The sequence below is a fragment of the Roseateles chitinivorans genome (assembly GCF_050632145.1).
Lineage (GTDB): Bacteria > Pseudomonadota > Gammaproteobacteria > Burkholderiales > Burkholderiaceae_C > Roseateles > Roseateles chitinivorans_B.
The window spans coordinates 4,883,796-4,906,854 of sequence record NZ_CP192577.1; the positions used below are offsets into that span (position 1 = coordinate 4,883,796).

The following is a 23,059-nucleotide window of genomic DNA, read 5'->3' on the forward strand; positions in this document are numbered from 1 at the left end:
TGGAGGGATGGGGTCAGTCGTTGCTGCTGGTGCTGTCGCGCACGACCAGTTCCACCGGCAGGGTCAGTTCTTGAGGCTCGTCCGCCGATGTGCCGAGCAGCAGCGCCACGCCCTTGGCGCCGAGCGACTCCTTGTCGACGCGCACCGTGCTCAGCGGCGGATGGGCGACGGAGGCGCCGCCGATGTCGTCGAAGCCGACCACGGCGATGTCCTCGGGAATGCGCAGCCCCTCGTTCAGGCACTGGCGCATGGCGACCAGCGCCGCGCTGTCGTTGAAGCAGACGACCGCGTCGGGCCGCTTGCGGCGCCCGAGCAGCTGGCGCATGGCCTCGATCACGCCGGCCTCGCCGTCGCCGAGCTGCGGCGCGATGACCTCGAGGTCGGGATCGGCCTGCACCTGGGCTTCGAACAACGCGCGGCGGTAGCCGCAGGCGCGCTGCTCCAGGCTGTAGTGGGCCGGCGATCCGGAGATCAGCCCGATCGTGCGCCGCCCGCTGCGCAGCAGGTGGCTGGTCGCGAGGAAGCTGCCGTGCTGATGGTCCGGATTCACCGAGGTCATCCCGCGGCGGTGCATGTCGACGAGCACCGTCGGCTTGCCGCTGCGCTTGAGGGCCTCGAGGACCTCGGGCTCGAAGTAGCCGACGCACAGGAAGGCGTCGAGCTGGTGGCCGCGGGTCTGTTCCACGATGGGCTGGCCCGGGCCCGCGACGATGAAGGACAGCGACAGGCCTTCGCGCCGGCAGACCTGCTCGGCGCCGTGCAGCACGGCGGAGAAGAACGGGCTCGATGCGAGCGTGTTGTGCTGGCTGTGCAGCAGGAAGCCGATGCGCCGGATCTTGTTCTTGCGCAACTGCGTGAAGTCGTAGCCCAGGCGCAGGGCGGTGTCGCGGACGACCTGCCGGGTCTCCTCCGACAGGCCGGACTGGTTGCGGAGACCGCGCGACACGGTGCCGATGGACAGGCCGGCGGCCTTGGCGATATCGCGGATGGTGGTGCTGCTCATGGGTGGGGACGATTCTTGAAGTGCCCTTTTCAGGGGTCAACAAAGTCCCGCGAGTTTCCCAAGTGTTTAGGCCGCCGCGCTAAACACCCCTTCCCGACCTCGACATCCGTGTTCAGCGCCCCTGCCCTGGCGCCTCCGGCAGATAGGGCCACGCCACCACGATGGCGATCATCATGGGCGCGGCGACCAGCGCGGCCGCCAGCGGCGGCTCGAAGCCGACCGCCAGCAGCCCCGTGGTCACGAGCGCGCCGCCCGCGCCCGCGAGGCCATAGACCGCCCGGAGGGCCGGCGTGCAGCTCCGGCGGATCGACACGGCGAGCGCTTCCGCCGACGCCTGCATCGCCACGTCCAGCGCGCCGCCGGCGACACCGGCGGTGAACAGGCCGGCGGCCAGCAGCGCCGGAGATCCCGCGAACGCCAGCGTGGGCGGCAGCAGCGCCGCCCCCAGGCCCGCGACGAGCACCTGCCGCCGCGCACCGGTCCGGGACCATCCGGTGCCGAGGCCCCGGGCGCCGAGCCAGGCGCCCGCCATCAGCGCGAGCACGGCCGTGGCGAGTTCCATCGCGTCGAGTGCCAGGTGATGCGCCAGGCAGGGCAGGAGCGCCAGGACGCAGGCGATCCCGCAGCCGGCGACGATGAAGGCCAGGCGCACGGCCAGGCGAGCCTCCGGCCGGTCCGCGGCGGGATCGAGGGACCAGCCGTCGTCCAAGGCGCTCACTCCGCCGGATCGACCGGGAGGACCTCGGCCCCGGTCTGGCGTAGCGCGTCCAGCACGCTCGCGCCGACGTCGCGCTCGATGACGACGGTGTGCAGCGCCTCGAGGCCGGCCACGCGATGGGCCGCCCCGGCCTGCAGCTTGTCGCGGGTCACGAGCCCGACGACATGGCGGCTGCGCTCGATGAGGGTGCGCTTGAAGGCGGCCTCGCGGAAATGCGTCGTGAGGATGCCGTCGCTCATCGACAGCGCGCAGACGCCGACGAAACCGCGGGCGATGCGCAGGCGCGACAGGCTGTCCACCGCGGCCGCGTCGACGCAGCCGCCCAGGTGCGGATCGACCTCGCCGCCGATCATCAGCAGGCGCAGGTCCTGGCGCCGCAGCACCGCGGCGGCGACGTCCACGGCGTTGGTCGCCACCGTCAAGTCCGCGTCCTCGGGCAGGAACTCGACCAGCGCGAGATTGGTACTGCCGGTGTCCAGGAACAGCAGCTCGCCCGGCCGGACCGTGGCCGCGCCGGCGCGCGCCAGGGCGGACTTGCGATCGGGCGCCTCCTTCATCCGCGCCGCGAGCGGCCGGTCGTTGGCCGCGATCGGCACCGCGCCGCCGTAGACCCGCCGGCACAGGCCGTCCGCGGCCAGCGCACGGAGGTCACGCCGGATGGCGTCCTCGGACAGGTTGAACTCCGTGGCGAGGTCGGCGGCGACCACCGCCTGACCGGCGGAGAGCCGGTCCGCGATGACGTGCCGGCGGGCGTGAGGAAGATCGGACTGCGACATGACACCCCAGGGAGCGAGTCGCGATTGTGCACGTTATTTCATGTTCATGCACGATCATGCACAGCCCGATGAACGATCGGTGGGCCGATCGCCCTCACTCGATCTGCACGTTCGCCTCCTTCACGAGCTTGGCGAACTTGCCGGTCTCATTGCGGATCTGCGACGCCAGCTGCTCGCTGGTGCCACCGGTCGTCTCGGCGCCGATCTCCTCCATGCGCTTGCGGAATTCCGGCGCCTGGAGGACCTTGACCATCTCCGTATTCAGCTTCGCGACGATGTCCTTGGGCGTGGCCGCCGGCGCCAGCACGCCGAACCAGGTGCCGATGTCGAAGCCCTTCAGGCCGGACTCCTCGAGCGTGGGGACATCGGGCAACGCGCTGGAGCGCCGGGCCGTCGTCACCGCCAGCGCGCGCAGCTTGCCGGCCTTGACGTGCGGCAGCACCGGCGTGACGGTGTCGAAGGACATCTGGATCTGCCCGCCGAGCAGGTCCGTCGCCAGCGGCCCGCTGCCCTTGTAGGGCACGTGCAGCAAGGTCGTGCCGGTGAGGTTCTGGAACTGCGTGCCGATCAGGTGCTGCGCCGTGCCGTTGCCGTTGGAGCCGTAGGTCCACTGGCCGGGCTTGGCCTTGAGTTGCGCGACCAGTTCCTGCACCGTCTTGGCGGAGGTCTGGCTGGCGTTGACGACCAGCACGTTGGGGACGAGCGCGATGCCGGTGATCGGCACGAAGTCCTTCTGGAAGTCGTAGGGCAGTTTCTTGTAGACGCTGCTCGCGATGGTGTGGTGGACCGCGCCGATCAGCAGCGTGTAGCCGTCGGGCTTGGCCTTGGCGACGTAGTCCGCGCCCAATGTCGCGCCGGCGCCGGGCCGGCTCTCGACGATCACCGGCTGGCCCAGGCTCTGCTGGAGTTTCTCGGCCAGCGCGCGGGCCAGCACGTCGGTGGTGCCGCCGGCGGGGAACGGCACGATCAGGGTGATGGGCTTGGCGGGCCAGGGTTGGGCGGAGGCCGGTGTCGCGATGCCGAGGGCGGCGATGCCCACTGCGATCGCCGACACCGCGATCAACGACCGGCGGCCCGAAGAGGTCGGAACTTGACTCATGGTTTGTCTCCTGGTCGATGGCTCTGACGGCCATTCGAAGGGTGGTCCTGCGTGAGACCGTCAGTCGGTCTGGCGCAATGCGGCGATGACCGCCGCGGTGACGTCGGTCGTCTTCGCCTTCCCGCCGAGGTCGCCGGTGTGCAGCGACGGGTTCGCCGTCACGGCTTCGATCGCCCGCATCAGGCGCTGGGCGGCGTCGGGCTCGCCGAGGTGTTCCAGCAGCATCACCGCGGACCAGAAGGTGCCGACGGGATTCGCCAGGCCCTGGCCCATGATGTCGAAGGCCGAGCCGTGGATCGGCTCGAACATCGAGGGATAACGGCGCTCCGGATCGATGTTGCCGGTCGGCGCGATGCCCAGGCTGCCGGCGAGCGCGGCCGCCAGGTCGCTGAGGATGTCCGCGTGCAGGTTGGTCGCGACGATGGTGTCCAGCGTCGCCGGCTTGTTGACCATGCGGGCGGTCGCGGCGTCGACGAGTTCCTTGCCCCAGGTGACGTCGGGGAAGTCCTTGGCCACCTGCGCGGCGATCTCGTCCCACATCACCATCGCGTGGCGCTGCGCATTGCTCTTGGTGATCACCGTCAGCAGCTTGCGGGGCCGCGACTGCGCCAGCTTGAACGCGTAGCGCATGATCCGTTCGACGCCGGTGCGCGTCATGATGGACACGTCGGTCGCGGCCTCGATCGGATGCCCCTGGTGGACGCGGCCGCCGACGCCGGCGTATTCGCCCTCCGAGTTCTCACGCACGATGACCCAGTCCAGGTCCTTGGGCCCGCAGCGCTTGAGCGGCGCGTCGATGCCGGGCAGCACGCGGGTCGGGCGCACGTTGGCGTACTGGTCGAAGCCCTGGCAGATCTTCAGCCGCAGGCCCCACAGCGTGATGTGGTCGGGGATGTCCGGATCGCCGGCGGAGCCGAACAGGATCGCGTCCTTGTCGCGCAGCGCGGCCAGGCCGTCGGCCGGCATCATCTCGCCGTGCGCGCGATACCAGTCGCCGCCCCAGCCGAAGTCCTCGAACTCGAAACGGAAGCGGTCGGTCGTCGCGGCCAGCGCCTCGAGCACCTCGCGACCCGCAGGGATCACTTCCTTGCCGATGCCGTCACCGGGGATGGTGGCGATGCGATAGGTCTTCATGGGGGTCTGTCTCCAGGTGATGTCGGGAATGGCCTGGTCCGACTCTAGGAGCGCCCTGCCCTGCGGATCGCAGCTAAAGTCAATCCGTCTTCAACCTGGATTCAACAATCGGCAGGGTTCCTCCATGGCTTCAAAACCTCGCAGCGCGCTTCGGCCGCTGGCGCCATGAGCAAGATCGTCACCACGAAGGCGCCCAAGGCGTCGACCAACGCTGCGGCGATCGCACCGGCCGATCTGGGCTTCTTCTCGGCGCTGTGCAGCGCCGGCAGCCTGAGCGCGGCGGCACGCGAGCTCGGCATCACGACGGCGGCGGTCAGCAAGCACCTGACACAGATGGAGAGCCGGCTGGGCACCGCGCTGCTGAGCCGGACCACGCGCCGGATGAGCCTGACGCAGGAAGGCGAGCTCTACCTGGAGCACGCGCGGCGGATCCTTGCGGCGATCGATGACCTGCAGGAAGTGATGAGCGCCAGCGGCGGCACGGCGAGCGGTCTGCTGCGCGTGAACGCGACGCTGGGATTCGGGCGGACGCACATCGCGCCGCTGATCTCGGGTTTCGTGCGCCAGCATCCGAAGCTGCAGGTGCAGTTGCAGCTGTCGGTCAATCCGCCGCCGCTGAACGAGGATGCCTTCGACGTCTGCATCCGATTCGGTCCGCCGCCGGATGCGCGGGTCATCGCGCGGCGCATCGCCGCGAACCGCCGGTTGCTCTGCGCCTCACCCGCCTATCTGCGCTCGCACGGCTCGCCGAAGACGCCCGCGGAACTCGTGCGGCACGACTGCATCGGCATCCGTCAGGGCGAGGAAGCGTACGGCCTGTGGCGGCTATCGTCCAAGCGCGGTCGCAAGACGGTCACCGAGGCGGTGAAGACCCGCGGTGCGTTGACGACCAACGACGGCGAGATCGCGGTGAACTGGGCGCTCGACGGTCACGGGATCCTGATGCGCGCGGAATGGGACATCGCGCGTTACCTCGCGACGGGACGATTGGTCCAGGTCCTGCCGGAGTGGGAAACGCCCGATGCAGACATCTATGCGGTGTACCCGCAGCGGGTCCAGGGCACCGCGCGGGTCAGGCAGTTCGTGGCGCATCTGGCCAAGGCGCTGGGGAAGACGAGTTGATCGGTCTCATGCCGGCCCATCGAAGCGGCTTCGTCGCCTTCACCGTCGTCAGTGCGACTTGATGAAGGGAGACACGGCGGCGAACACCGTGGCCGCCAATCCGATCAGACCGAACACGAAGCCGACGGACCACTTGATCGCGCCGAAGATCACGCCCTGAGTCGCCAAGTGATGGTCGCTGGTCGTCTTGTGCATCTCCGCCCGGCCCGCTCCCAGCCCCTCCTTCATTTCCGCACGCAGTGCACCGATCGTCTCGTTCACGGCCGCAGTGCCATCCTTCATTTCCGCACGCAGCGCGCCGATGGTCACGTTGACGGCGGCAAAGCCGTCCTTCATCTCGGCGCGCAGACCGCCGATCTCCGCTTTTGTTTCGGTGCGGAGCGCGCCGATCTCGGTGCGCAGAGCTCCGGCCTCTTCCTTCAGCTCCACACGGACCGCACCGAGACCTTCCTTCATCTCTCCGCGGAGCTGCTCCAGCTGGGCTCGCGTGGCGAGCGTCGGCAGGACCGTCTCGATCGCTTGCACCCGGGCGATCAGCTCCGGATCAGACCGAGCGGCGCGCTCGGCCGTGCTGCTCTCATAGGGATTCACTGGCATCGTCTGTTCCTCGATAACGGCGGGCCCCTGCCCGCCATGGAGAGCGACTCTGCCACCGCAGACGCGGCCCGAAATCGAATTCGGCCACCGTTCCCCCATCAGTCGGTCTCAATCTCGGCGCTCATTGCGGCGCGTCAAAGGTCAGCAAGAAAACTTCATCCCGATGGGGGTGACACGACCGCACAGACAGCCTAATGAGGGATGGAGGCAAGACCCGACACCGTCCTACACTTTGCTGGCACCCGGTCCTCGGCGGCAAGAAGTGACGTTGACGCGACCGGTATTCTGGGAGTCTTTTCACATGCGCAAGATCACCCGTCGCGCCAGCCTGACCGCCTCGGCGGCGCTGGCCACCGCGAGCCTCTCGTCGCCGTGGCGCGCGTTCGCCCAGCCCGCCGCGCCGGCCGCCAGCGGCGCATCGGGTCCCGCGATGAGCGACGCCGCGTCATCGCCTGGGCCATTGCCATCTGCCGCATTGCCGTCCCGCGAGACTCCCCTGCACGACGGACCGCAGGGCGCTCTGCTCGCCGAGCGCCTGAAATACGAGGGCGTCGCCCTCGCCGCCATGCGCATCCGCGACGGCGCGACGGCCTTCAGCGGCGCAAGCGTCCGCGGTCCGGTCCCCGATCCACAGGCGCTGTTCGAGCTCGGCTCGATCACGAAGACCTTCACCGCGCTGCTGCTGGCGGATGCGGTGACGCGCGGCCTGATCAAGCTCGACGACCCCGTCGAGGCGGTATTGCCCGATCGTCTCCCACTGCGCGACAGCCAGGATGCACCGCTGCGCTGGGTGGACCTGGCGACGCAACGCTCGGGCCTGCCGAGACTGCCCTCGAACCTGGCCGTGCGTCCGGAGCTTACCGATCCCTATGCCACCTACGACTGGACGCAGATGGCCGCCTTCCTGTCCGGATGGAGGGCGGACAAGCCGCGCGACACCGCCTACGAGTACTCGAACCTCGGCTTCGGTCTGCTCGGCCAGGCCTTGGGCTTCCTGCAGCAGCGGGACTATCCCGCGCTGCTCCGCGAGCGCGTGCTGGTGCCGCTGGGTCTCGCCGACCAGATCTTCCTGAGTCCACCGCCCGGCCGGCGCTTCCTCGACGGGCATGACAAGGCCGGCAAGACGGTCGACCACTGGACCTTCCGTCCCGCCATGGCGGGCGCGGGAGCCTTGCTCGGCAGCACCCGCGGCATCGCGCGTTATGCGCAGGCGGCGCTGGGGCAGTTCGACCATCCGTTGAAGGAGGCGTTCGCCCTCTGCCTGCGTCGCCACGGCGCCCGCGACATCCCGGGCGCCAGCATCGGCCTCGCATGGAATGCCGGCGTGCTGCCTGGGCGTGTCGCGTTCAATCACGACGGCGCGACCTTCGGCTTCAGTACCTCGCTGTGGCTGGATCCCTCGAAGGGCAATGCCTCGGCGGTATTCGCCAACGCCGGTGTCGGCGTCGTCGATCTGGCGCTGCATCTGCTGGAACCTGCGATCCCACCGTCAGACATGTCCCTGACGCGCCAGTCGACGGTCACGCTGTCGGCAGGACAGCTGAAACCCCTGGTCGGCGTCTACGTGCTGTCGCCGTCGATGAAGATCACGGTGCACGCGGACGGCAACCGGCTGTTCGCGCGGGCAACGGGCCAGCAGGGGTTCGAGCTCTTCGCGAAGTCTCCGCTGACCTTCTTCGCCAAGGTCACGCCGCTGGAGATCGTCTTCGAGCCGGGTGAGGACGCCGCGCCGGCGCTGACCGTCAGGCAGGCGGGCAGGAATACCAGAGCTCCGCGCGAGCCTTGACCGCTGGCGGTCTCCTGACGCCGGCAGTCGGGCCATCCCCGGCGCATGCATCCTGTCGACCCCGCAAGCCGGTCTGTCGCCTGATCGACGCGTCGACCCGCCACGCGCGCTAAGGTGCCGATGTGCCGTGCCAACCGATCACGGCCTCACCAAGGAGTGCGTCATGGGCTTCGTCGGCCTGCTGTTCTGGTTGGTCCTCTTCGTGCTGTGCTGGCCGCTGGCCCTGCTGGCGCTGGTCCTGTGGCCGATCGCCTGGCTGTTGACGCTGCCGTTCCGGCTGATCGGACTGAGCGTGGAGGCGGTCTTCGCGCTGCTCAAGGCCCTCCTGTTCCTGCCGGCCCGGGTGCTGGGCTGGAAAGAGTCGCGCTGACCGGGCGCCTGGCGCTGGTCGCGCCGGGCCGGTCGTCGTCGATCGGTCGTCGTCGATCGGTCTTGTCGGGCGCGAGAATCCGCAGATGGACCTGCTCAAGACCTTCCTGCTTTTCGCCTTGACCGCACTGGCCGAGATCGTCGGCTGCTACCTGCCCTACCTCTGGCTGAAGCAGGACAAACCGGTCTGGCTGCTCGTGCCGGCGGCCGGCAGCCTGGCGCTCTTCGCCTGGCTGCTGTCGCTGCACCCCACCGCCGCGGGCCGCGTCTACGCCGCCTATGGCGGGGTGTACATCGGCGTGGCGATGGTCTGGCTGATGCTGGTGGACAAGGTGAAGCCCTCCACCACCGATTGGATCGGCGTCGCCGTCAGCCTGGTCGGCATGGCCATCATCATGCTGGGGCGGAGGACGCCGGGCTGAGCTGAGCTGAGCTGAGCCGGGCCAAGCCCGGCCGGGCCGGCGCCTCCGCCAGCCGCCGCGTCCCGCAACGGCCTCCAGCTCAGTAGTGCACCACCGAGCGGATCGACTTGCCCTCGTGCATCAGGTCGAAGGCCTCGTTGATGCCGGTCAGCGGCATCGTGTGGGTCACGAACGGCGCGAGCTGGATGTCGCCGCGCATCGCCTCCTCGACCATGCCCGGCAGCTGCGAGCGGCCCTTGACGCCGCCGAAGGCCGTGCCCTTCCAGGTCCGGCCCGTCACCAGCTGGAACGGCCGCGTCGAGATCTCCTGACCCGAGCCCGCGACGCCGATCACGATGGACTGGCCCCAGCCGCGGTGCGCGCACTCGAGCGCCGCGCGCATCACATGGATGTTGCCGATGCACTCGAACGAATGGTCGACGCCCCAGCCGGTCATCTCGACGATCACCTGCTGGACGGGCTTGTCGAAGTCCTTCGGGTTCACGAAGTCGGTGGCGCCGAAGACCTTGGCCAGCTCGAACTTCGACGGGTTGGTGTCGATCGCGATGATGCGGCCGGCCTGCGCCAGCTTCGCGCCCTGGATCACCGCCAGGCCGATGCCGCCGAGGCCGAACACCGCCACCGAGTCGCCCGGCTGCACCTTGGCCGTGTTCTTCACCGCACCCAGGCCGGTGGTCACGCCGCAGCCCAGCAGGCAGACCTGCTCCGGGTTGGCGTCCGGGCTGATCCTGGCCAGCGACACCTCGGCCACCACGGTGTACTCGCTGAAGGTCGAGCAGCCCATGTAGTGGTAGATGGGCTTGCCCTGGTAGGAGAAGCGCGTCGTGCCGTCCGGCATCACGCCCTTGCCCTGCGTCGCGCGCACGGCCACGCACAGGTTGGTCTTGCCGGACTTGCAGAACAGGCACTCGCCGCATTCGGCGGTGTAGAGCGGGATCACGTGGTCGCCGGGCTTGACGCTGGTGACGCCCTCGCCCACCTCGACGACGATGCCCGCGCCTTCATGGCCGAGCACGGCGGGGAACAGACCTTCCGGATCGTCGCCGCTGAGGGTGAACGCATCCGTGTGGCACACGCCGGTGTGGGTGATCTTCACCAGCACTTCGCCCTTGCGGGGTGGCTCGACGTCGATCTCGACGATCTGCAGCGGCTGGCCGGCTTCGAACGCGACGGCGGCACGGGATTTCATGGGAGGGCCTTTCGGAACTGTCGGAGGAATGGAAACGGGGCGCGGGCACACGGGAACCCGGGAACCCGGCGGCGGCGGCGAGGCGGGCGTGCGGATGCGCCCGCCGGGGCGCGCCGTTCCGGGTCAGTCTATCCCGATGGACCGGGCGCGTGCGCGCTCCTCAACCGGTGCGATCGTCCCTGTCTGTCCGGCCGCCGAGCCCGGTCTCGCCGTGGCGGCTGGCGAGCAGCGCCGCCTCGACGCGACTGCGGACCTGCAGCTTCTGCAGGATGTTGGTCACGTGGTGCTTGATCGTCTTCTCCGACAGGAACAAGGCGTCGTCGATCTCGCGGTTGGTCCTGCCCGCGCCGATCAGCGACAGGATGCTGCGCTCGCGGTCGGTCAGCTCCTGCAGCGGATCCGGCGCCTTGCGCTGGGTCAGGGACACCAGCATCTCCGCGGCGATCGACGGCGACACGTACACCTCGCCGGCCACCGCCGCGCGCAGCACGCCGGCCAGTTCCTTGCCCGACACGCCCTTGAGCACGTAGCCGCGCGCACCGGCCTTGAGCGCCGCGAGCAGCTTGTCCTTGTCCTCCGACATCGTCAGCATCACGATCGCCGTCGCCGGGCAGGCCATCGCGATGCGCTCGGCCGTCGTGATGCCGTTCCAGCCCGGCATGCTGATGTCCAGCAGCACGGCGTCGGGCAGCAGCGCCTGCGCCAGCGCCAGGGCCTCCTCGCCGGAGGCGGTTTCCCCCACGACCCGGAAACCCGGATCCAGCGCCAGCGAATGCACCACGCCCTGGCGGAACAGCGGATGGTCATCGACCACCAGCACCTCGATCGCATCAGCGCTCATCAACCGTCCTTGTCACGTTCATGCCGTCCTCTCCGCCAGGGCGCGCCGTCAACGGCAGGTCCACGCGGATGCTCGTGCCCGCCCCCGGCGCGCTGGTCACGCCGAAGGTCCCGCCCTGCGACTCCACGCGCTGGCGCATGCCGCTCAGGCCCAGCCGCCGACGGGCGCTCGCCTGCGCGGGATCGAAGCCCGGGCCGTCGTCGTCCACGGCCAGCCGGATGCCGGACGCATCGGTCCGCAACGCGACGCGGCAGCGGCTCCCGCGCGCATGCCGGAACACGTTCGCCAGCGATTCCTGCAGCAGCCGGTACAGCGTCGTCTTGATGCGCAACGGCGAAGGCAGCGCCGGATCGACGGCGGTCTCCAGCGTCACCGGCACGACGCCCTGGGTCTTCGCCTCGAAGTCGCGGACCACGCGCGCCGCGACGGCGTCGAGCGACAGCGGCTCCAGTTCAGGCAGCTCCAGGTCCGCGGAGATCGCCCGCAGGTCGCGCATGGCGGCCTGCACGGCGTCGCTGATGCGGTCCAGATCGCCGGCCAGCGCCGCACCGGCGCTCGTCCCCGCCGCCGCCGCGCCGACCTTCGCGACGGAGGCCGCATCAGCCATCGCATCGTCTATCGCATCGTCTATCGCATCGGACGTGCGAGCCGCCTGGGCGTCGCGCAGGTTCTTGATCTGCATCAGCGCGAAACCGAGGTCCTGGCTCGGGCCGTCATGCACATCGGCGGAGACGCGCTGCAGCAGCGCCTCGTTGATCGAGATCGCATCCTCCGCCGCGCGTCGGACACGGGCGTTCAGGGCATCGTTCTGCACATGCATCGCGGTCAGTTGCGCCAGCTTCTCGCGCAGCTCGTTGCGCTGCGCGACGATGGTGAGGCTGCCCCGGCGCACGAGCAGGAACAGCAGCAGGTAGGTCGCCAGCATCGTGCCCGCGACGATCAGCCAGCCGCGCCGCTGCGCGCTGCCCGCTTCGCGGTCGATCTCGTCGGGCATCTGGTAGAACTCGGCGATCGCACCGATGTGCCCGCGCCCGGCGGTGTGGATCGGCGTGTAGGTCTCGATCATCCGCTCCAGCGGCTGGCCATGATCGGCCTGCTGACGGCCCCGTCGCACGGTGATCTCCGAATAGACGCTCCCGGCCGCGGCCACCTCCAGGCCTTCGTCGACCTCGAGCTTCTGGCCGACGCCCTCGCCGTCGCTGCTGAACAGCACGACGCCGTCCGGGCGCCAGATCCGCAGCGACACGATGCGACGCGCCCAGTCCGCGTCGACGACCAGCGCTTCCAGAGCGCGCCGGTCCGCATCGCCGATCTGGCCCGTGCGATTCAGGCCGTCGAGATGCGGCGCGATGAAGCCGTCCACGTACAGCGCCGTGTCGCCGCCGATGCGGTGGACGACGCTCTCCTCGACCTGTCTGCCGACCCACCAGCCGATGACCAGCGTGGACGCGAGCAGCACCGGGAAGCTGACCAGCAGGAACTGCTGCGACAAGGACAGGGACGACGACAGGGACGACGACAGGCGCCGTGGCGTCTGGAGCGGGGCCGGTGAGGTCATCGGGCGGCACTGTAACAGCGTGCTTCCGGCCCGCCCATGGACCAAGGTCCCGACCGGTCGCGACCTTCGTCCCATCGCGATCCCGCCCTTGTGCCCTGGGCGCGGAAGCGACGGATTCCTAGCATCGCGCTGTCTTCAGACACCCTTTGCGCACAACCTCCCGGGAGCACTCCATGACCTCGACCCGTTCCTCCTCTTCCCTGCGTCGCGGCCGCGCGCTGCTGACGGCCCTGGCGCTGACCGCCGCGAGCGGCCTGGCGATGGCCGCCTCCTCCAAGGGCTGCGACGGCGGCGGCTTCCGCGTGCTCGGCCTGAGCGGCAAGGCCAACCAGACCGTGGCCGCGGGCAGCGTGCCGGCGCGCTTCCTCGTGCAGGGCAAGTACGTGCAGTTCGAGGTCGACGCGGCCAGCTTCGGCATCCGCGACTACGTCCTGACCGGCGCGGCCAATCCGCTGGACATGACCGGCGGCGTGCCCACGCCGGTGTTCGCCTCGAAGCTGCCCGACCACCGCGGCGCCGCGCTGACCGGCGGTGTCGACGTGGAACTCGACACCACCGACATCGTGCTGATGCGCGAAGGTCCGCAGGTCGCGATGAAGATCCAGGCCAAGGACTGCGCCAACGGCGGCGTGTTCCAGATGGAAGTCGCCCGCACCGACGGCACCTCGACGGTCTTCACGCACGTGCTGGCCACGCACCCGTCGAATCCGAGCCTGAACGCCTTCTACTTCGACAACCGCAACTTCCGCAACCTGGAGGGCGACGCCCTGCCCTACAAGGACACGACCGTCGTCGTGACGCCGCGGGTGAACTTCGGCAACGACTACTCGTCGCGCTTCGTCGGCCGCGACAGCCCGCAGGTGGCGACGCGCATCAGCGATGCGGCCTGCGTGAACCCGATCGTCAAGCGTGACGGCACGATCGCCAAGGTCAGCCATTGCGGACTGACCTCGCGCTGGGACGTCAGCAGCGGCGGTCGCATGGGCATGGTCTTCGGCGAGGACGCGACCGAAGTCGCGCCGCCCGCGACCATCTGCACGCACAAGTGCCAGGCGCAGAACCAGGTCAAGGGCCAGGCCCGCTCGCTGGGGTCGCCGTTCCCCGTCGCGCCCGCCGACCGGTTGCTGCCGCGTCAGTGAGGCCTCGTCCGTGATGCCTCGTCAGTGAGGCCTCGTCAGTGAGGCTTCGTCCGTAAGGTTTCGTCCGTGAGGACGTCCTGAAGCGACATCGGCGACCCACCTCGCGCGGTCGCCGATGTCAGTGCGTCAGCAGATAACGCGCCATCAGCCGCGCCTGCGTCTCGCTGACGCCGAGCGTCGGCATCGCGTTGTGCGCATCGATCGCCTGCGGATCGCGGATCCAGGCGGTCAATCCCTCCTCCGTCGGCGCCGCCTTGCCGCCGATGCGGTCGCGTCCCGCGAGGCCGCTCAGGCGCGGACCGTTGGACGTGTCCGGCCCGACCACGCCGGGGATCGTGTGGCAGGCCGTGCAGCCGTGCTGGCGGAACGCGCGCTGGGCGAGCTCGACGGTCGGCAGCGGCGGTACCAGCGGCGCGGGCGCGTCGACGAGACCGTCGCATCGTGCCGCCGTCGTCGAGGTCGCGGTGCGCTTCCCCCTTCCGTCGTTGCCCCGCCCGTTTTCCCGACCTCGACCGGAGACTTTTCCGTCGATGCGGTCAACACCCGGTACTGGTCCGGCGTCATCAGCGGCAGCGCATCGAGGAAGGCGACGATGCCCCAGAGTTCGCCCTCCTCCAGCCGGTATTCCCAGGCCGGCATGCCGCTCATCTTGATGCCGTTGCGGGTGATCCAGTAGAGGTCCTGCGGGCGCCAGTGGCGGGTCGCCTCCACGAGCGAGCTCGGCACCGGCTGCATGCCGAGCGCGAACGCCTGCGGCGCCACGCCCGGCGCGCCGTGGCAGGCGACGCAGCGGTCGCGGAAACAGGCGGCTCCCTGCATCACGCGATCGCGGGTGAGCAGGTCGGGCGGCGGCGGGTGGGCGTCCGCGCGCCGCTGGACCGCGCGCTGCAGCGCGATTTCCAGCAAGGAATGCACCGGCTGCAGATGCGGCCCGGTCGCGGACACGTCGTAGACGCCGAACCAGACGAACGCTGCCGCGCCCGCCGCCCCGATCACGCCGGCCGCGGCGCCGGCGGCCAGGAGGGCCTTCACAGGGGAGAGGCGACGCGGCGGTTCGGTCATGGTCGCAGCAAGGCAAGCGCGATGCCGGGGCCCGACAGCAGGGCGGGCACTTCGTGTGCCGGGGAGCGCGCATGACGCGCCCCTGCCTCCTGTCGATCGCCCTGGGTCTGCTGCTCTCGGCCTGCGGCCCCGCCCCGGACGAGCCGCTGCGGCGCTGGCAGGTCGAGGCCGCCGACCTCGAGCGGGGGCGCCACCTGATGGCGCAGTTCCAATGCGGCAGCTGCCATGCCGTGCCGGGCGTGCCGGGCGGCGGCCAGCGGGCACCCGCGCTGGAGCGCTTCGGCCGGCGCGCCTACATCGCCGGACAGCTGCCCAACTCGCCCGAGATCCTGCAGCGCTGGCTGCTGGATCCGCCGGCGCTGCTGCCCGGCACGACGATGCCGCGACTCGGCCTGTCGGAGCGCGACGCGCGCGACATCGCCGGCTACCTGCTGTCGCTGCGATGAGCGCGGGCGGCATGCTCCGGCCCGCCGGTCCGCAAGCGGAGGCGCTGGCCGGCGTCATGAACACGACGCTGATCGTCTGCGCCTTCGCCTTCGTCTTCGCGATGGCCTGCCTGGCCGGGGCGCTGTGGTGGCGGGGCCGTCGGCCGGTGTCGACCGCGCTCTGGCTCTGGGGCGGCGGCCTGGTGCTGCCGGTCCTCGTCTTCGGCGGCCTGCTCCTCCACGGCGAACGGAGCGCCTACGGCCTGGACGATCCGTCGCCGCCGGGCGCACTGCGCGTGGCCGTCACCGGCCACCTCTGGTGGTGGTCGATGCGGTACGAGGCCGAGCCGGACGCCCCCGCGTTCGCGACGGCCAACGAGTTGCGCGTGCCGGTCGGCCGGCCCGTGACCCTGACGCTGGCGTCGGACGACGTGATCCACAGCTACTGGGTGCCGGCGCTGGGCGGCAAGGTCGACATGGTGCCGGGGCGGCTCAACCGGTTGACCTTCACCGCCTCCCAGCCGGGCGTGTTCCGCGGGCCGTGCTCGGAGTACTGCGGCACCCAGCATGCGGCGATGGTGCTGCAGGTCGTCGCGATGCCGCCCGACGACTTCGCGCAATGGCGGCGCGCACAGGCCGGCGCCGCGCCGGAACCGGCCTCGCGCCAGGCGCTGCGGGGCGCCGCGCTCTTCCGCGAGAACGGCTGCGCGACCTGCCATGCGGTGCGAGGTCCGGCGCGACAGGCCGTGGCGGATGCACCGCCGCTCGGGCCGGACCTGACCCACGTGGCGAGCCGCCTGTGGCTGGGCGCCGGCGCGCTGCGCAACCGTGATCCGCTCGGTGATCCGCGCACGGCGCTGCGGCAATGGATACGCGACGTGCAGCAGGTCAAGCCGGGCGCGCGCATGCCGTCGTACCAACACTTGCGCGCCGACGAGATCGACGCGATGGTGGAGTTCCTCGCCGGCCCGCCGGTGGCGGGCGGCGGGTCGGATCGCCCGCTGGTCGCGTCCACCGTCGACGCGCCATGAGTGACGTGACCGACACCATCAACGTCATCGACGACCGCCGCGCGGGCCCGGCGGACGCCGCATCGCCGCCAGACAACCCCCGCCCCTCCAACCGGCTGCCGAGGCCCTACGGTGAACTCGATCGCCTGCGCGCCGCATGGGATCCGCCCAAGGGCTGGCGCGTGATCGGCAGCGTCAACAACGTCTTCATCGGCAAGCTCTACATCGCGACGGCCTTCGTGTTCCTGCTGCTGGGCGGCGTGCTGGCGCTGCTGATGCGCGCGCAACTGGCCGCGCCGGACCAGACGCTGTTCAGCGCGCCGGTCTTCCAGCAGCTGTTCACCATGCACGGCACGGTGATGATGTTCCTCTTCGCCGTGCCGATGGTCGAGGCGATCGCCGTCTTCCTGCTGCCCAACATGCTGGGCGCGCGCGACCTGCCCTTCCCGCGCCTGTCCGCCTACTCGTTCTGGATGTACGCCATCGGCGGGTTGGCCTTCTACGCCACGCTGTTCTGGCAGCTCGCGCCCGACTCGGGCTGGTTCATGTATCCGCCGCTGAGCAGCGCGAAGTACTCACCGGGGCTCAACGCGGACTTCTGGCTGCTGGGCATCGGTTTCATCGAGATCTCCGCCATCGCCGGCGCGATCGAGCTGATCACCGGCGTCCTGATGACGCGAGCGCCCGGCATGACGCTGAGCCGCATGCCGGTCTACGCGTGGTCCATGCTGGTCGTCGGCCTCATGATCGTGCTCGCGTTCCCGGCGGTGATCGCGGGCACGGCGTTGCTGGAGATCGAACGCGCCTTCGACTGGCCGATCTTCGATGCCACGCGCGGCGGCGACCCGCTCTTGTGGCAGCACCTGTTCTGGTTCTTCGGCCACCCGGAGGTCTACATCATCTTCCTGCCCGCGGCGGGGCTGGTCTCGACGATGGTGCCGGCGCTGGCGCGCACCACGTTGATCGGCCGCCACGCGGTCAGCACGGCGCTGGTCGCCATCGGCGCGGCGAGTTTCCTGCTGTGGCTGCATCACATGTTCACCGCGGGTCTCGGCGGACTGGGGCTGAGCCTGGTCTCGATCTTCAGCGTCGCCATCGCGATCCCGGGCGCGCTGCAGGTCTTCGCCTGGATCGGCACGCTGTGGCGCGGACGCCTGCAATGGACCACGGCGACCTGGTTCCTCATCGGCTTCCTGGTCACCTTCGTCGTCGGCGGCCTGACCGGCGTGATGCTCGCGCTGCTGCCGATCGACTGGCAGGTGCACGACACCTACTTCGTCGTCGCGCACTTCCACTACGTGCTCATCGGCGGCATGGTGCTGCCGATGTTCGCGGCGCTCTACCACTGGATCCCGCTGTGGAAAGGCCGCGCGATGTCGGAGCGCGCGGGCCGCTGGGTGTTCGGGCTGATCTTCGGCGGCTTCCACCTGACCTTCTTCCCGATGCACATCGCCGGCATGCTGGGCATGCCGCGCCGCGTGCACACCTATCCGTCAGGGCTGGGACTGGAGCTGCCCAACCTGCTCTCCTCGGTCGGCGCCTTCGTCATCGCCGCGGGGGTGCTGCTCTTCGTCATCGACCTCATCCGGAGCCAGCGCGGTCCGGAGCAGGACCACAACGATCCGTGGCGCTCGTCGACGCTGGAGTGGCTGCCGAGCAAGACCTACGGCACGCGCAGCATCCCGCAGGTCGAGCACCACGAGCCGCTGTGGCATCGCCCCGCCTTGCATGCGGAGGTCGAGGCCGGCGAGCACTGGCTGCCCGGCACGATCACCGGCGATCGTGAGACGTTGCTGACCAGTCCGGTCCAGGCGCGCCCGCTGCGGGTGGTGCTGATGGCGGGGGACAGCCTGTGGCCGGTGCTGGCGGCGATCGGTACGGCGGCCTTCTTCCTGTTGATGACGGTGAAGCACGTCAGCGGCACGGTGGCGGGCGGTGTCCTCGCGATCGTCGCGATCTGGGCGTGGCTGTGGCAGACCGACCGGGCGCCGCCGTTCGAGGAGGCCGAGGCGGCCGACGGCGTGATCCTGCCGATGGGGGTCACGGGTCGCCAGGCGCCGTCGTTCTGGGGCGTCGTGATCCTGATCGTGGTCGAGGCGACGATCTTCGCGTCGATGGCCTTCGCGCACCTGCACGTGGCGATGAAGCTGGACGTCTGTCCGCCACCGGGCGTGGGCCTGGCGAGCCACACGACCTTGATGATGCAGACCCTCGGCTACGCGCTGAGTCTGGTCTTCGTGGTGTGGGCGGGCCTTGGCGCCTGGCGTGCGCCGGTGTCGACGTGGCGTGCCCTGCTGCTGGCACCGGCGTTCGGGCTGGCGGTGCTGGCGTTCTACAGCGGATTGCAGACGGCTTGGCCAGCGGAGCGTCCGCCGACCTTGGATGCATGGACGGGCACGCTGGCCGCGCTGCACAGCCTGCAGGGCTTGCAACTCGCGGTCGCGCTGATGCTGGCGCTGTACTACGCGGCCCGGATCGGATCGGGGCTGATCCGACCCCGACAGCACACCACGCGCGAAGCGGTGGTGTTGCTGTGGGGATGGATCTGCGTGCAGGGGGTGATCACCGTGTGGTGGCCCTGGCTGGTGGCATGAGGCTGGAGGGAGGTGTGCTCAAACCCCGAGCAGCGAGACGGCCTTGGTATTGAGGTAAGCCTCCAACGCCTCCGGCCCGCCTTCCGACCCATACCCCGAGTCCTTCACCCCGCCGAACGGCATCTCGGCGGACGGCGTGGCGGGCTGGTTGACCCACAGCATCCCGACCTCCATGCGCTGCGCCAGCAGATGCGCGTTCTTGATGGACTTCGTGAACGCATACCCCGCCAGCCCGAACGGCAGCCGGTTGGCTTCCGCGATGGCTTCCTCGAGGGTATCGAACCCGCGGATGGCCGCGATCGGTCCGAACGGTTCGTCGTTGAACACCGACGCGTCGAGCGGCACGTCGGCCAGCACGGTGGGCGCGAAGAAGTTGCCGGCGCTGCCGACGCGTTCCCCGCCGGTGGCGATCTTGGCGCCGCGTTCGCGGGCTTCGGCGACGATCTTGGACATGGCGACGACGCGTCGCTCGTTGGCGAGCGGGCCGAGGGTGGTGCCTTCCGCGAGGCCGTCGCCGAGCTTGAGGCCCTGGGCGTGCTTGACCATCGCCGCGGTGAACTCGTCCTTGAGGCTGTTGTGCACGAGGAAGCGGGTCGGCGAGATGCAGACCTGCCCGGCGTTGCGGAACTTCGCGGCGCCGGCGGCCTTGACCGCGAGGGCGACATCCGCGTCCTCCGCGACGATGACCGGCGCATGGCCCCCGAGCTCCATGGTGACGCGCTTCATGTGCGCGCCGGCCAGCGACGCCAGCTGCTTGCCGACCGGCGTGGAGCCGGTGAACGTGACCTTGCGGATGACCGGATGGGGGATCAGGTAGCTGGAGATCTCATGCGGGTCGCCGAAGACCAGGCCGACGGTGCCGGGAGGCACGCCGGCGTCGACGAAGGTCTGCAGCAGCGCCGCGGGCGAGGCCGGCGTCTCCTCCGGCGCCTTCACCAGGAACGAGCATCCGGTGGCGAGCGCCGCGCCGAGCTTGCGCACGATCTGGTTGACCGGGAAATTCCACGGCGTGAAGGCCGCGATGGGGCCGACGGGTTCCTTGAGCACGAGCTGCTGCGCGGCCAGGTTGCGCGACGGCACGATGCGGCCGTAGACGCGCCGGCCCTCGTCGGCGAACCACTCGATGATGTCGGCGCCGGCGAGGATCTCGCCCTTCGCTTCCGCAACGGGCTTGCCCTGCTCCTGCGTCAGCAGCTTCGCGATCTCCGGCGCGCGCTCGCGCAGCAGCGCGGCGGCGCGGCGCATCGTCGCGGCGCGCTCATGCGCGGACACGTTGCGCCAGGCTTCGAAGCCCTTCTGCGCCGCGTCCAGGGCACGGTCCAGGTCGGCCTTGCTCGCGTGCGCGACCTTGCCGATCACGGTGCCGGTCGCGGGGTTGCGCACGTCGATGGTCTTGCCGCCGGTGGCGTCGACCCATTCGTTGGCGATCAGCAGGCGGGTGTCGGGATAGGAAGCGGTGGTGGTCATCGTGGGGTCCTCGAAGACGTGAGAAAACGTGAGAAGGCGTGATGGGTCACTCTACCCGCTCGATGCCGGCGGACGCATCACGCGACGGCATATCCGACATCACCGGACGCCATACCTGGCGCAGGGCGTCCGGAGGGGTCGCAGAGCGCCCCGATGACCCGGGACCGCCGCTTGCCGCCCAGGCGGCACCCTGGTTTCCCGGTGACTGGATGACTGTTCTCCCGACTCCCCTTGCCTGCCGGTCCTCCGGCCGCGCGCCGCGCCTGCTGACGTGGTTGTCGTGGGCGCTGCTGGTCTGCGCCGTCACGCTGTCGGCGCCCGCCTTCGCGCAACACCCGGCGCCCGAGCCGACCGACCCGGCGAAGTTGCTGGACATTTCCCGCACCGAACTCAAGGCGATCCAGCCCAAGCCGGGCAAGGAACTGACGGCGGAGGACCTGGGCGACATCAAGGACAAGGTCGGACGCGTGCAGTCACGCATCGAGCAGGCGGTGTCCGCCCTGCAGCCGAGGTTGAACGACGCGAAGTCGCGCCTGGAGCAGCTCGGCACGCCGCAGGCGGACGTCAAGGAGACGCCCGAGGTCGCCCAGTTGCGCGCGCAGCTGGGTCGCGAAGTCGCCACCATCGACGGTCAGATCAAGGTCGCGAACGACCTGGCCGGACAGGCCGAGAGCACGTTGCGCAGCGCCACGGCCGCCCAGCGGCTGCAGTTGAGCGCCCGGCTCGGCGAGCGCGTGCCGTCATTCCTGCAATCGGGGTTCTGGCGCTCGCTGAGCGCCGACCGCGCGGCGGACCTGGAACGCGCGCGGGTGTTCGGTGCCGAACTCGGCGCGCTGTGGGCCACGGTGCCGGCCACGGCGTGGCTGACCTTGTGCGGCGCCGCGGCGGTCTGGCTGGTGCTCTGCCTGGGCGCCCGGCGGTTGACCGCACGCCTGTGCGCCACCCGCCTGCCGCAGGGGCGCCTGCGCCGCTCGCTGTTCGCGGTCAGCGAGGTGCTCCTGCGCACGCTGCGGCCCGGCCTGATCGCGCACGGGCTGGTCCTGACGCTGACGGCCAGCCTGGTCGACGGGGCCCCGCAAGGCCCGGACTCGCTGGCGCAATGGCTGGACACGGCCGAGATGATCGTCTGGTTCGGTGGATTCATCGCCGGCCTCGGCGCCGCGCTGCTGATGGCGCGCAAGCCGTCATGGCGTCTGCTGCCGGTGCCCGACGTGGCCGCCTTGCGGCTGGCCTGGCTGCCGCGCACGCTCGCGGCGGCCGTGGTGCTGGGCTGGTTGTCGTCGCGCACCGCGGCGACGCTGGATCTGAGCGTCGCCGCGAGCGGCGCCGTGCAGACGCTGGCGTCGCTGACCTTCGTCGCGGTGCTGGGCCTGGCCATCGCGCAACTGCGGCGACACACCGGCCTGCCGCAGGACGCGCCGGATGCCGCCGATGCGGGCACCGGCGCCCCACCCGAACTCGTCATCCGCCCGCTCTGGCTGTCGGTGCTGCGCGCCGCCGCGTGGCTGACGCTGGTCGGTGCCTCGCTGGCGCTGCTGACCGGCTTCGTGTCGCTGGCGATGTTCGTCCTCAACCAGGTCGTCTGGGGACTGATCGTGCTCGGCGGCGCCTACCTGCTGACGGTGCTGGTCGACGACCTCTTCATGACGCTTCTGGCGCCCTCACCCGCCGCCGCCGCCGCCTCGGGCGAGGGCAAGGGGGACAGCAAGGGCGACGGCAAGGCCGGCGACAAGGCGAACGGCAAGGCCGCCGCCACCGCCGACGGCCCCGCGCCGCCGCGCACGCGCGAGCAGACCGCCCTGCTGCTGTCCGCCGTCTGCCGCGTGTCCATCGCCTTCTTCGCGCTCCTGCTGCTGCTCGCCCCCTACGGCGAAGGGCCGATGGACCTGGTGCGCCGCTCCGGCAGCCTGCAGGACGGCCTCACCATCGGCACGCTGGAGCTCAATCCGCTCAAGCTGCTGCAGGCGCTGGCCGTGCTCTTCGTCGGCCTGGCCGCGGTGCGCCTGCTCAAGGGCTGGCTGTCCGAGCGCTACATGCCGACCACGCGCATGGACGTCGGCATGCGCTCCTCGACGACGACGCTGTTCGGCTACGTCGGCACCGTCGCCGCGATCGCCGCGGCGCTGACGGCGGTCGGCTTCAGCCTGCAGAGCGTGGCCTGGGTCGCCAGCGCGCTGTCGGTGGGCATCGGCTTCGGCCTGCAGTCCATCGTGCAGAACTTCGTCTCCGGCCTGATCCTGCTGGCCGAGCGGCCAGTGAAGGTCGGCGACTGGGTCTCGCTGTCCGGCGTCGAGGGCGACATCCGCCGCATCAGCGTGCGGGCGACCGAGATCCAGATGGGCGACCGCTCCACGGTGATCGTGCCGAACTCCGAGTTCATCACCAAGATCGTCCGCAACGTGACCTACGGCGAGTCGCTCGGCATGGTGCAGTTCAAGCTGCCGATGCCGCTGGCGACCGACACCGACCGCGTGAAGGCGCTGGTGCTGGCGGCGTTCCAGGCGCACGGCGGCGTGCTGTCGACGCCGGCGCCGAACGTGCAGCTGGACGGCGTGGACGGGACCAACCTGGTGCTCAACGCCTCGGGCTTCGTCAACTCGCCGCGCGCGGCGTACGGGATCAAGAGCGAGCTGCTCTTCGACGTGCTGTCGCGGCTGCGCGCCGAGGGCCTGCTGCCGGGCCAGACCTCGCCGCCGGCGCCGGTCTGAGGCGTACGGTCCGCAACCCGGCCCCCGCGACCCGAGGGTT

Annotated in this window: 21 protein-coding genes; 9 read left to right on the forward strand and 12 right to left on the reverse strand. The window is 70.3% G+C overall.

Going from position 1 to position 23,059, the window contains the following annotated elements; translation table 11 throughout:
- Positions 1 to 13: 13 nt before the first annotated feature.
- From ACQ86G_RS22435 to ACQ86G_RS22455, 5 genes are all read right to left on the reverse strand, one after another.
- Positions 14 to 1,003: a LacI family DNA-binding transcriptional regulator gene (locus ACQ86G_RS22435; protein ID WP_431257381.1), complete on the reverse strand. Its 990-nt coding sequence runs from the start codon at positions 1,001 to 1,003 to the stop codon at positions 14 to 16.
- A gap of 112 nt (positions 1,004 to 1,115) precedes the next feature.
- Positions 1,116 to 1,721 (reverse strand): hypothetical protein, encoded by a 606-nt coding sequence (locus tag ACQ86G_RS22440; RefSeq protein WP_431257382.1) that lies wholly within the window; start codon positions 1,719 to 1,721, stop codon positions 1,116 to 1,118.
- A complete protein-coding gene (locus ACQ86G_RS22445) occupies positions 1,718 to 2,497 on the reverse strand; it encodes a DeoR/GlpR family DNA-binding transcription regulator (protein WP_431257383.1) in 780 nt (259 codons plus the stop codon). Before ACQ86G_RS22445 ends, ACQ86G_RS22440 begins: the two co-directional genes overlap by 4 nt.
- Positions 2,498 to 2,591: 94 nt before the next feature.
- On the reverse strand, positions 2,592 to 3,596 hold the full coding sequence (locus tag ACQ86G_RS22450; RefSeq protein ID WP_431257384.1) for a Bug family tripartite tricarboxylate transporter substrate binding protein: 1,005 nt from the start codon (positions 3,594 to 3,596) through the stop codon (positions 2,592 to 2,594).
- Between the two features lie 60 nt (positions 3,597 to 3,656).
- Positions 3,657 to 4,730: a tartrate dehydrogenase gene (locus tag ACQ86G_RS22455; protein WP_431257385.1), complete on the reverse strand. Its 1,074-nt coding sequence runs from the start codon at positions 4,728 to 4,730 to the stop codon at positions 3,657 to 3,659.
- A 165-nt stretch (positions 4,731 to 4,895) separates the two neighbouring features.
- Here ACQ86G_RS22455 and ACQ86G_RS22460 point away from each other — a divergent pair, with 165 nt between their 5' ends.
- Entirely contained in the window at positions 4,896 to 5,852 is a 957-nt protein-coding gene (locus tag ACQ86G_RS22460; RefSeq protein ID WP_431257386.1) for a LysR substrate-binding domain-containing protein, read from the forward strand.
- A gap of 48 nt (positions 5,853 to 5,900) precedes the next feature.
- Here ACQ86G_RS22460 and ACQ86G_RS22465 read toward each other — a convergent pair whose 3' ends face one another.
- Positions 5,901 to 6,449 carry a hypothetical protein gene (locus ACQ86G_RS22465; RefSeq protein WP_431257387.1) on the reverse strand — a complete coding sequence of 183 codons (549 nt, stop codon included), beginning with the start codon at positions 6,447 to 6,449 and terminating at the stop codon, positions 5,901 to 5,903.
- 301 nt (positions 6,450 to 6,750) lie between these two features.
- On the opposite strand from ACQ86G_RS22465, the gene ACQ86G_RS22470 reads away from it, so the two are divergent.
- The 3 genes from ACQ86G_RS22470 (at position 6,751) to ACQ86G_RS22480 (ending at position 9,026) form a co-directional block, all read left to right on the forward strand.
- Entirely contained in the window at positions 6,751 to 8,235 is a 1,485-nt protein-coding gene (locus tag ACQ86G_RS22470; RefSeq protein WP_431257388.1) for a serine hydrolase, read from the forward strand.
- A gap of 127 nt (positions 8,236 to 8,362) precedes the next feature.
- Positions 8,363 to 8,605, forward strand: coding sequence for a hypothetical protein (locus tag ACQ86G_RS22475; RefSeq protein WP_431257389.1), 243 nt, complete (start codon positions 8,363 to 8,365; stop codon positions 8,603 to 8,605).
- A gap of 85 nt (positions 8,606 to 8,690) precedes the next feature.
- On the forward strand, positions 8,691 to 9,026 hold the full coding sequence (locus tag ACQ86G_RS22480) for a YnfA family protein (RefSeq protein ID WP_431257390.1): 336 nt from the start codon (positions 8,691 to 8,693) through the stop codon (positions 9,024 to 9,026).
- A 79-nt stretch (positions 9,027 to 9,105) separates the two neighbouring features.
- Here the strand turns inward: ACQ86G_RS22480 and ACQ86G_RS22485 are convergent, their stop codons facing one another.
- The 3 genes from ACQ86G_RS22485 to ACQ86G_RS22495 form a co-directional block, all read right to left on the reverse strand.
- Positions 9,106 to 10,215, reverse strand: coding sequence for an S-(hydroxymethyl)glutathione dehydrogenase/class III alcohol dehydrogenase (locus ACQ86G_RS22485; protein WP_431257391.1), 1,110 nt, complete (start codon positions 10,213 to 10,215; stop codon positions 9,106 to 9,108).
- A 160-nt stretch (positions 10,216 to 10,375) separates the two neighbouring features.
- Positions 10,376 to 11,056: a response regulator gene (locus tag ACQ86G_RS22490; protein ID WP_431257392.1), complete on the reverse strand. Its 681-nt coding sequence runs from the start codon at positions 11,054 to 11,056 to the stop codon at positions 10,376 to 10,378.
- A complete protein-coding gene (locus ACQ86G_RS22495; protein WP_431257393.1) occupies positions 11,046 to 12,614 on the reverse strand; it encodes a sensor histidine kinase in 1,569 nt (522 codons plus the stop codon). The genes ACQ86G_RS22490 and ACQ86G_RS22495 overlap by 11 nt, the downstream gene beginning before the upstream one ends.
- Before the next feature lie 173 nt (positions 12,615 to 12,787).
- Between ACQ86G_RS22495 and ACQ86G_RS22500 the strand changes: the two genes are divergently transcribed.
- A complete protein-coding gene (locus tag ACQ86G_RS22500) occupies positions 12,788 to 13,753 on the forward strand; it encodes a hypothetical protein (protein WP_431257394.1) in 966 nt (321 codons plus the stop codon).
- Between the two features lie 118 nt (positions 13,754 to 13,871).
- On the opposite strand, the gene ACQ86G_RS22505 is transcribed toward ACQ86G_RS22500, so the two are convergent.
- Both ACQ86G_RS22505 and ACQ86G_RS22510 read right to left on the reverse strand, forming a co-directional pair.
- Positions 13,872 to 14,078 (reverse strand): c-type cytochrome, encoded by a 207-nt coding sequence (locus ACQ86G_RS22505; RefSeq protein WP_431257395.1) that lies wholly within the window; start codon positions 14,076 to 14,078, stop codon positions 13,872 to 13,874.
- The gene (locus ACQ86G_RS22510; RefSeq protein ID WP_431257396.1) at positions 14,042 to 14,815 is read right to left on the reverse strand and encodes a c-type cytochrome; all 774 of its coding nucleotides are present in this window, start codon (positions 14,813 to 14,815) and stop codon (positions 14,042 to 14,044) included. Before ACQ86G_RS22510 ends, ACQ86G_RS22505 begins: the two co-directional genes overlap by 37 nt.
- Positions 14,816 to 14,886: 71 nt before the next feature.
- Here ACQ86G_RS22510 and ACQ86G_RS22515 point away from each other — a divergent pair, with 71 nt between their 5' ends.
- The 3 genes from ACQ86G_RS22515 to ACQ86G_RS22525 are packed head-to-tail and all read left to right on the forward strand — an operon-like array spanning position 14,887 to position 18,844.
- Positions 14,887 to 15,261 (forward strand): c-type cytochrome, encoded by a 375-nt coding sequence (locus ACQ86G_RS22515; RefSeq protein WP_431257397.1) that lies wholly within the window; start codon positions 14,887 to 14,889, stop codon positions 15,259 to 15,261.
- Complete coding sequence (gene coxB, locus ACQ86G_RS22520; protein ID WP_431257398.1) at positions 15,258 to 16,271, forward strand: cytochrome c oxidase subunit II; 1,014 nt, start codon at positions 15,258 to 15,260, stop codon at positions 16,269 to 16,271. The genes ACQ86G_RS22515 and coxB overlap by 4 nt, the downstream gene beginning before the upstream one ends.
- Entirely contained in the window at positions 16,268 to 18,844 is a 2,577-nt protein-coding gene (locus ACQ86G_RS22525; RefSeq protein ID WP_431257399.1) for a cbb3-type cytochrome c oxidase subunit I, read from the forward strand. The genes coxB and ACQ86G_RS22525 overlap by 4 nt, the downstream gene beginning before the upstream one ends.
- Positions 18,845 to 18,862: 18 nt before the next feature.
- Here the strand turns inward: ACQ86G_RS22525 and ACQ86G_RS22530 are convergent, their stop codons facing one another.
- Positions 18,863 to 20,311: an NAD-dependent succinate-semialdehyde dehydrogenase gene (locus ACQ86G_RS22530; protein WP_431257400.1), complete on the reverse strand. Its 1,449-nt coding sequence runs from the start codon at positions 20,309 to 20,311 to the stop codon at positions 18,863 to 18,865.
- A gap of 209 nt (positions 20,312 to 20,520) precedes the next feature.
- On the opposite strand from ACQ86G_RS22530, the gene ACQ86G_RS22535 reads away from it, so the two are divergent.
- Positions 20,521 to 23,019 carry a mechanosensitive ion channel domain-containing protein gene (locus tag ACQ86G_RS22535; RefSeq protein WP_431257401.1) on the forward strand — a complete coding sequence of 833 codons (2,499 nt, stop codon included), beginning with the start codon at positions 20,521 to 20,523 and terminating at the stop codon, positions 23,017 to 23,019.
- Positions 23,020 to 23,059 lie beyond the last annotated feature (40 nt).